The sequence below is a fragment of the Mucilaginibacter sp. P4_G9 genome, from assembly GCF_056400985.1.
In genome coordinates this window covers 1-7,316 of record NZ_JBFUKF010000250.1, presented here as the reverse complement: position 1 = coordinate 7,316, position 7,316 = coordinate 1, and the positions used below count along the sequence as shown (strand labels likewise).

The window sequence follows — 7,316 nt, the reverse complement described above, 5'->3', positions numbered from 1 at the left end:
AATAAGAGTAGTCATTTAAATAGTTGAATATCACATCAACATCCAAAAGTGTTTTGTCGGTTGATATCAGGAAGCCTTTTTTAATAAAAACTTCATCATTCATAAAAACAGTCATTACTTAAAATTACAAATTAGGGTCGATAAAATTGAGGTTGCGTAAATAAACCTCGTTAATTACTGATACACATATTTCGCCCGCCTTATTGTAAATATCGACAGGATGGTGGGAGGTATATTTGCCAAGCGTATTCAGTGCGTTTTCGGCTTCTGCGATGTCATCATCGCTTAAACTGATCTTGAAATGCACATCAGTTAAGCCTGGTTTTAAATATTCTATGGTTGATGATTTTGACCACACTTTTAATTTATATCCCCTTTTAATTAACAAATGATGAAATAACAAAGGGTAAAATGGATCTGCAGCTGCAAAAAGTGTTCCCCCAAAAATAGAATTATTGTAATTTTTATTTAAAAAACTCTTTTTGATCTTTACTTCAACACCCCTATATCCTTCATCGAAACCAACTACCCAGATACGCTGAAAAAATAGGGGAGGGTAGAAGCGCAATGCCCACTTTAATATTCTTTCKGATACAACCATAGCTTCTAAATATCTGAAATTTATGGTTAAATAGTTCAATAATGATGTAAAATATAATAGTTTGACTTCAAAATTCTTTAAATCGGGCTATTTCTGCTAATACGCAAACTTGTGTAAACAATATAAAGCTTATGAGGTTAATAGTATGTTCACTAAAGGATACACTATTAAATTAATAACAATGAAAAAGCAAATTTTAAGTCTTGCACTTGTCGCGACAATGGTAACTGCAATTGCAACGGGATGCGGCTCAACCAAAGATGCCAGCGGTGGATCTGACACTACAAAAATGGATTCAGCTTCTACAACAACCCCGGCGCCTGCAACAACTGATACTGCTAAAACTGACACCGCCAAAAAGGATACTGCTAAAAAGATGTAATTACCAGTTGAGTTTTACCATAAAAATTCCCGGGGTTTCATGAAAAAACCGGGAACCTTTATGGTATTTTTAATCACTTTAATTCACTTTTATTACACTTTTATTGAGTTTAGTCTAATTTAAAATGCAGTTTTTATAACACCGCCGTCGGCCCTTAAAGTTGCGCCGTTGGTGGCGRCCGAAACCGGGCTGGCCACGTAAGTTACCAGGCTGGCAATTTCATCGGGAGTTATAAAACGTTTGATGAGAGAGGTACCCCGCATGCTCGCAAAAAACTCTTTCTCCATTTCGGCATCTGTCAATCCCTGGTCTTTGGCTAAAGCTGTAATAAAGTCGCCAACACCTTCAGAAAAAGTTGGGCCGGGCAATACCGAATTTACTGTAACCGCAGTGCCTTTGGTCATTTCTGCCAATCCGCGGGCAATTGCAATTTGTGCCGTTTTGGTCATTCCGTAATGGATCATTTCGGCGGGAATTTGTAGTGCCGATTCACTCGAAATAAAAATGATGCGACCCCAGTTTTTGGCAATCATTTTATCAAAATAGCCGCGTGACAAGCGCACGCCGCTCAGCACATTTACTTCGTAAAATTTAAACCAGTCTTCATCTGTAATTGCCGAAAATTCTTTCGGTTCAAAAATGCCTACATTGTTTACCAGGATGTCAACCTCGGGTAATTGAGTTAGCAGGTTTTGAATTTGTTGTTTATCCGAAAAGTCGGCAGCGATGCCTTTAATGCTTTTGTTGCCGGTTTCGTTGATCAGTTTATGAGCAACCGCATCAACTTTATTTTGATCGCGACCGTTGATGTATACCTGGGCGCCTTCGCCGGCTAATGATTTGGCAATGGCATAGCCGATACCTGCAGTTGAGCCGGTTACCAAAGCAACCTTGCCGTTAAGTTGAAGATCCATATGTTTTGTATTTATCTGTGATTTTTTGAATTACTATGCAAGATTAATACCTGCTTGTTGAACCTCAAGTTTTTAAACTGAAAGATTAAATGATCCTGACAAAAGAGTATGTTTATGACTTAAGTGTGGGCTGTTTCAAACAAAGCCACATACCATCGCCATTCACCACAAATTTGGGGTGTTTCGCCACATAAATTATAAGGTATCTGTTTGGTTCGTTTACTTTGAGGTAAAAGAAAGCAAATGAAACTCCGCATCCGTAAAATTTTGTTAAACTGGTTGGCTCACTTTGGCATCGTGTGGGCTGTCATCAACCTGTTCACCGTTGTGCCTTACATTTACTATGTTAACCGCAACGGCGATTATCTTTTTCATGTCGATAAAACCCCGGTAAGCGCATGGGAGTATTTTTTTCAGGCAAATTTCAGGTACGATATCATCGTTGTGGCGCTGTTTCTGCTTTTGGCAGAAATTAATTACGTGTATTTTTTTGCAAAGCTAAAATGGCACCAGTTTGCAGCAGGCAGCCTGCTGATCAGTATACTTTCCTTTATAGTGCTGGCCTTGCATCGTCTGGATGCATTGGAACTATCAGGTATATGGTCTGCAGCCCAGCCTATATTGTTAATGGCCGCCTACGCCATGGTATATGGTATAATACGCGATTACTTTTACCAGTTAAAGCATAAAAAAGAGCTTCAGCTACAGCAAACTGAAAATGAGCTGAATGCTTTAAAATCGCAGCTAAACCCTCATTTTTTATTTAACAGTCTCAATTATTTATATGGCACCGCCTTAAAGGAAAGCGCACCGGTAACTGCCGATGGCATAGATCAGCTATCCGACCTTTTGCGGTACACTATAACCGGCATGCATACCAACTTTGTTCCGCTGGAAGAGGAAATACAGTTTATTAACAATTACCTGGCCTTACAAAAAGCAAGATTACCCGGAAAAGAGGATATGATAATTGATGTGCAGATCAACGCGGCCGAACCCGGTTGGAAAATTGCACCGCTGCTGCTGCTCACTTTTATTGAAAACGCCTTTAAATATGGCATCAGCATGAACGAGTATAGCAACGTGAACATCAGCCTTACCATCAACAACGGGTGTTTAACCCTGCAAGTGGTTAATACAATAATTACCGGCCATGGCCAGGTAAAAGGAGGTAATACCGGCATTAAAAGCACGCTTAAACGCCTTGAGCTGCTTTATCCCGGCAGGTATAAACTTGCAAACTCCAATACCGGCACCGATTATAAAGTTTTGCTTCAACTCCAACTGAATAAATAAAACCACATATCTTATCTTATGAAAAAATTTACTCTTTTTATGATAGCGCTGCTATCGTACCTGGCAGCCAATGCTCAAAATTATGCAGGTGGCGCCTTCAGGCTCATAGTAAAAACAAAAGGGATGGATAAACATACCCGGTTGTTTTTAGCCTGGCAGATTGACGGCCGCAAGATAATTGATTCGGCAGATCTTGATCAGCAAATGGGTAACTATACTTTTACCGGCAAGGTAGACAGGCCATTACCGGCCACCTTAGTTGCCGATCCGGATAGGGCAGGCCTGAATGCCCTTGTCCAGAAAACGAAGGCTGGTGTCAAGGTTGACCTGTTAAAGCTTTATCTGCATACAGGTACCATCAACCTCCATACACCGGGCTTGCTCGCAAATGGAAAGTTTACCGGATCGGCAATTAATACGGATGATCAAAAATTGCAGCAATTATTAAAAACGATATTCAATCAGCAACTTGCTGTTAGTGTACGGTTAAGAGCGGCCCGCGATGCCCTGCTTTCGCGCAGGTTAGCTGCGCAACAGGATAGTTTAAGCCGGCTCAGAAAGCCTATCCTGAAAAAGTTTATCATAAATAATCCGGGCAGTTATATAGCGCTGGTAAGTTTATCGGAGTACGGCGGATCTTTTCCGGATGTGCATATAATTTATCCGATGTTTAAAAAGCTTGCACCGGAGGTCAAAAATTCGGTGCCCGGCCAGGAATACCATAAATTTTTACTGGACCGCGAAAACCTGGTTAGCGGCATAAAAGCGCCCGCATTTACCCAAAACGATACTGCCGGTAAACCTGTTAGTTTATCGGCCTTCAGGGGGAAATACGTATTGCTGGATTTCTGGGCATCGTGGTGCGGGCCTTGCCGGGCAGAAAATCCGCACATGCGCCAGCTCTACCAGGATTTCGGGAACCGGAATTTTACAATATTAGGTATATCTTTAGATGCTGCCGATGGAAAAGCCGCCTGGATAAAAGCTATTAATGACGATCATTTAAACTGGACACAGGTATCGGATTTAAAACACTGGAGCAATAGCGTGGCAAAGCTTTATAGTATATACGCCATCCCGCAAAGTTTTTTGATTGACCCCAACGGAATTATTATAGCCAAAGGACTAAACTACCAGGAACTAAAGAATATGCTAAACCAAGTATTACCCAAAAATGATTAACGCAATTGCCATAGATGACGAACCGGTTGCGCTGGACATTATAAAAATACATGCCCAAAAAGTACCTTATTTGCAATTAAATACGGTGTTTTTAAGTGCTACCGAAGCTTTAACCTACCTGGATTCGACGCCAACAGACCTGGTGTTTTTGGATATCAATATGCCCGATATTTCAGGCCTGGAGTTTGCAGGCCTGGTGAAGCATAAAACGCAAATAATATTCACAACAGCTTATGCCGAACATGCCTTAAAAGGCTTCGACCTGGCTGCTACCGATTATTTGCTTAAACCTATAAATTTTAGCAGGTTTTTGCAGGCCTGCCAGTTGGCCAATGGCCGGATGCAGCAACCGGCTCCACCAAACAGCGGGCATCAAAAGTGTTTATTTGTAAAAGATGGCCATAACTGGGTGCAAATTGTATTTGGCGATATACTGTACATACAGGGACAGGATAATTATGTGTGCATAGTAGAGCAAAATAAACAAACCCTAACCCGCATGACCCTGGCCGAATTACAAAATAAGCTACCCGGCGACCAGTTTTTGAGGATCCATAAATCGTACATTGTGGCAATACCCAAAATCGAAAAAGTTGAAAACCACCAGGTAATTATAAAACCGGCCAAAATTCCATTGTCAAAATCATCGCGCGAGGAGTTGTTGAGGCGGTTAAATACTGCTTCGGGTGGAAGTTGATAGGAGTAGAGATGTTTGATTTCATAAGGGATTTAATCTGCCGGCTTTTCAATCAAAAACAAAGCAAGTACAGCAAAAAGTACGGAAAGTCAACCCTAATAGGAACCATTAGTGAAACAGTAAAAGTTCCTCTAAAAATAAACAGAACGGGGTGTTACCAAATCGGCACCCCGCTTTCTTTGTAGTTCAGTTTTAGGAAGAGTACGATTATTGGCCCAATTTACTAACTTTGCGTCAATGACAAATGCCATATCCAATAGTCCAGGTACACCACCCTGAGTTACCTCCCGGTAGACTAATAAAATAGTCAAGGCCTTTAAGTTTACGCTGCGAAAACGTCATGATATTTTTTTCAAACAATTTCTTTTTTACATTTTGCACGAGTTGTGCATTCATCTTTTTTTGATGTTGATATTCCTGCGAGCTTGACAAATTCATCCTTAAACACACATTTTTTATATGCCGGGCTTTAAATTGAACCTATTCGACTTTTCCCAAAATATCAATTACAAAAATGAAATATTTGCAGGCCTTACGGTCGCTATGACTATGATGCCGGAGTCACTGTCATTTGCGATACTCGCCGGTTTTCCCCCACTGGTTGGCTTGTATGCAGCTTTCATTATGGGATTGGTAACGTCAATATTCGGTGGACGGCCAGGTTTGATTTCAGGTGGCGCTGGTGCTACCGTTGTTGTATTAATTGCCCTAATGAAATCTAACGGTCTTGATTATGTTTTTGCAGCCGTAGCTTTAGCGGGAGCCATTCAAATATTAGTTGGCTTATTCAAGTTAGGTAAATTTATACGCCTTGTGCCGCAACCTGTAATGTATGGATTCGTCAACGGATTAGCTGTGATCATTTTTATGGCACAGCTGGAACAGTTTAAGACAGTTGTGGGCGGCCATGAAGCCTGGTTAACGGGAACTCCACTTTATATTATGGCCGGATTGGTGGCCCTCACCATTGGAATTGTTGTTTTATTACCTCGAATAACTAAGGCAGTACCGCCGTCTTTAATTGCAATCATTGTTGTCTTTATCATTGTTCTTTGTTTCGGAATACACACCAAAACAGTTAGAGATATTGCAGCAGTAAGCGGTGGTTTCCCGCCATTTCATATTCCATCGGTGCCGTTTAATTTAGATACCTTAAAAATTATTTTTCCTTACGCCGCTATTATGGCAGGCGTTGGCTTAACAGAAGGACTGCTAACATTAAATCTGGTTGATGAAATGACCGCTACCCGTGGCAATGGCAACCGTGAAGCTATCGCACAGGGAAGTGCCAATATCTTAAACGGGTTTTTCTTTGGAATGGGCGGCTGCCCGATGATCGCACAAACATTAGTAAATCTTTCTGCCGGGTCCAGGGCAAGATTGTCGGGGATTATCGCTTCATTAACCATACTTATGATTATCTTATTTGGTTCTCCTGTCATCGAACGTGTACCAATGGCTGCCTTAACCGGTGTAATGATCATGGTGGCCATTGGCACATTTGAATGGATTAGTTTCCGTATCATCAATAAAATGCCCAAACAAGATGTGTTTGTGGGCATATTGGTAGCGCTGATCACTATCTGGCTTCATAACCTTGCTTTAGCTGTACTAATTGGCGTGATTATTTCAGCATTAGTGTTTGCCTGGGAAAGTGCAAAAAGGATCAGGGCCAGAAAATATGTGGACGATGCAGGTGTTAAACATTACGAGATATTTGGACCATTATTCTTTGGCTCTGTAACCGCCTTCAATGATAAGTTTGATGTATTAACTGATCCTGAAGAAGTAATAATCGACTTTAAGGAAAGCAGGGTATCCGATATGTCGGGCATCGACGCATTAAATAAATTGACAGAACGTTACCATCGGGCAGGCAAAAAGCTTCACCTAAAACATTTGAGTCAGGATTGCCGCATACTACTTAAAAACGCAGCTGAGGTTATTGATGTGAACATCATCGAAGATCCAACATATCATATTGCTATCGAATAGCTGTCTGTTGCCTTTTTTGATTGATGTATTTTTTGTTTTACCTGCATTTTCAGGTGCAAGCGGGCAGGGGAGAGGTATCAGTCAGGTCTTCATAAATAGTTGGCATGTACCAACCTGAAAGCGTTTTCGTCCATGCCTTGGTACTTAAACTGCACCATATCCGGCAACCGATTGGCGTCAAAGATTTTTAATCGTTGGGAGAGTTTTTGGCATGACTTTTTAGCTCATATCTTATTTACTACAAAGCAA

At 41.1% G+C, this 7,316-nt stretch carries 8 protein-coding genes; 5 read left to right on the top strand and 3 right to left on the bottom strand.

What is annotated here, in order from left to right:
* Positions 1-124 precede the first annotated feature (124 nt).
* On the bottom strand, positions 125-601 hold the full coding sequence (locus AC1DPZ_RS18480; protein WP_477406098.1) for a DUF4442 domain-containing protein: 477 nt from the start codon (positions 599-601) through the stop codon (positions 125-127).
* Between the two features lie 181 nt (positions 602-782).
* Here AC1DPZ_RS18480 and AC1DPZ_RS18475 point away from each other — a divergent pair, with 181 nt between their 5' ends.
* Complete coding sequence (locus tag AC1DPZ_RS18475; protein ID WP_477406096.1) at positions 783-983, top strand: coproporphyrinogen III oxidase; 201 nt, start codon at positions 783-785, stop codon at positions 981-983.
* Between the two features lie 119 nt (positions 984-1,102).
* Here the strand turns inward: AC1DPZ_RS18475 and AC1DPZ_RS18470 are convergent, their stop codons facing one another.
* A complete protein-coding gene (locus AC1DPZ_RS18470; protein WP_477406094.1) occupies positions 1,103-1,897 on the bottom strand; it encodes an SDR family NAD(P)-dependent oxidoreductase in 795 nt (264 codons plus the stop codon).
* A 243-nt stretch (positions 1,898-2,140) separates the two neighbouring features.
* Here AC1DPZ_RS18470 and AC1DPZ_RS18465 point away from each other — a divergent pair, with 243 nt between their 5' ends.
* The 3 genes from AC1DPZ_RS18465 to AC1DPZ_RS18455 are packed head-to-tail and all read left to right on the top strand — an operon-like array spanning position 2,141 to position 5,072.
* On the top strand, positions 2,141-3,193 hold the full coding sequence (locus AC1DPZ_RS18465) for a sensor histidine kinase (protein ID WP_477406092.1): 1,053 nt from the start codon (positions 2,141-2,143) through the stop codon (positions 3,191-3,193).
* A gap of 18 nt (positions 3,194-3,211) precedes the next feature.
* The gene (locus AC1DPZ_RS18460; RefSeq protein WP_477406090.1) at positions 3,212-4,375 is read left to right on the top strand and encodes a redoxin domain-containing protein; all 1,164 of its coding nucleotides are present in this window, start codon (positions 3,212-3,214) and stop codon (positions 4,373-4,375) included.
* The gene (locus tag AC1DPZ_RS18455) at positions 4,368-5,072 is read left to right on the top strand and encodes a LytR/AlgR family response regulator transcription factor (protein ID WP_477406088.1); all 705 of its coding nucleotides are present in this window, start codon (positions 4,368-4,370) and stop codon (positions 5,070-5,072) included. Before AC1DPZ_RS18460 ends, AC1DPZ_RS18455 begins: the two co-directional genes overlap by 8 nt.
* 234 nt (positions 5,073-5,306) lie before the next feature.
* Here AC1DPZ_RS18455 and AC1DPZ_RS18450 read toward each other — a convergent pair whose 3' ends face one another.
* On the bottom strand, positions 5,307-5,468 hold the full coding sequence (locus AC1DPZ_RS18450; protein ID WP_477406086.1) for a hypothetical protein: 162 nt from the start codon (positions 5,466-5,468) through the stop codon (positions 5,307-5,309).
* A gap of 63 nt (positions 5,469-5,531) precedes the next feature.
* Between AC1DPZ_RS18450 and AC1DPZ_RS18445 the strand changes: the two genes are divergently transcribed.
* Positions 5,532-7,067, top strand: a complete 1,536-nt coding sequence (locus AC1DPZ_RS18445) for a SulP family inorganic anion transporter (protein WP_477406084.1) — start codon at positions 5,532-5,534, stop codon at positions 7,065-7,067.
* Positions 7,068-7,316 lie beyond the last annotated feature (249 nt).

Bases quoted from the DNA above. Each gene is read 5' to 3' on its own strand.
- AC1DPZ_RS18475 (WP_477406096.1), top strand. From the start codon at position 783: ATGAAAAAGCAAATTTTAAGTCTTGCACTTGTCGCGACAATGGTAACT.
- AC1DPZ_RS18465 (WP_477406092.1), top strand. From the start codon at position 2,141: ATGAAACTCCGCATCCGTAAAATTTTGTTAAACTGGTTGGCTCACTTT.
- AC1DPZ_RS18460 (WP_477406090.1), top strand. From the start codon at position 3,212: ATGAAAAAATTTACTCTTTTTATGATAGCGCTGCTATCGTACCTGGCA.
- AC1DPZ_RS18455 (WP_477406088.1), top strand. From the start codon at position 4,368: ATGATTAACGCAATTGCCATAGATGACGAACCGGTTGCGCTGGACATT.
- AC1DPZ_RS18450 (WP_477406086.1), bottom strand. From the start codon at position 5,468: ATGAATGCACAACTCGTGCAAAATGTAAAAAAGAAATTGTTTGAAAAA.
- AC1DPZ_RS18445 (WP_477406084.1), top strand. From the start codon at position 5,532: ATGCCGGGCTTTAAATTGAACCTATTCGACTTTTCCCAAAATATCAAT.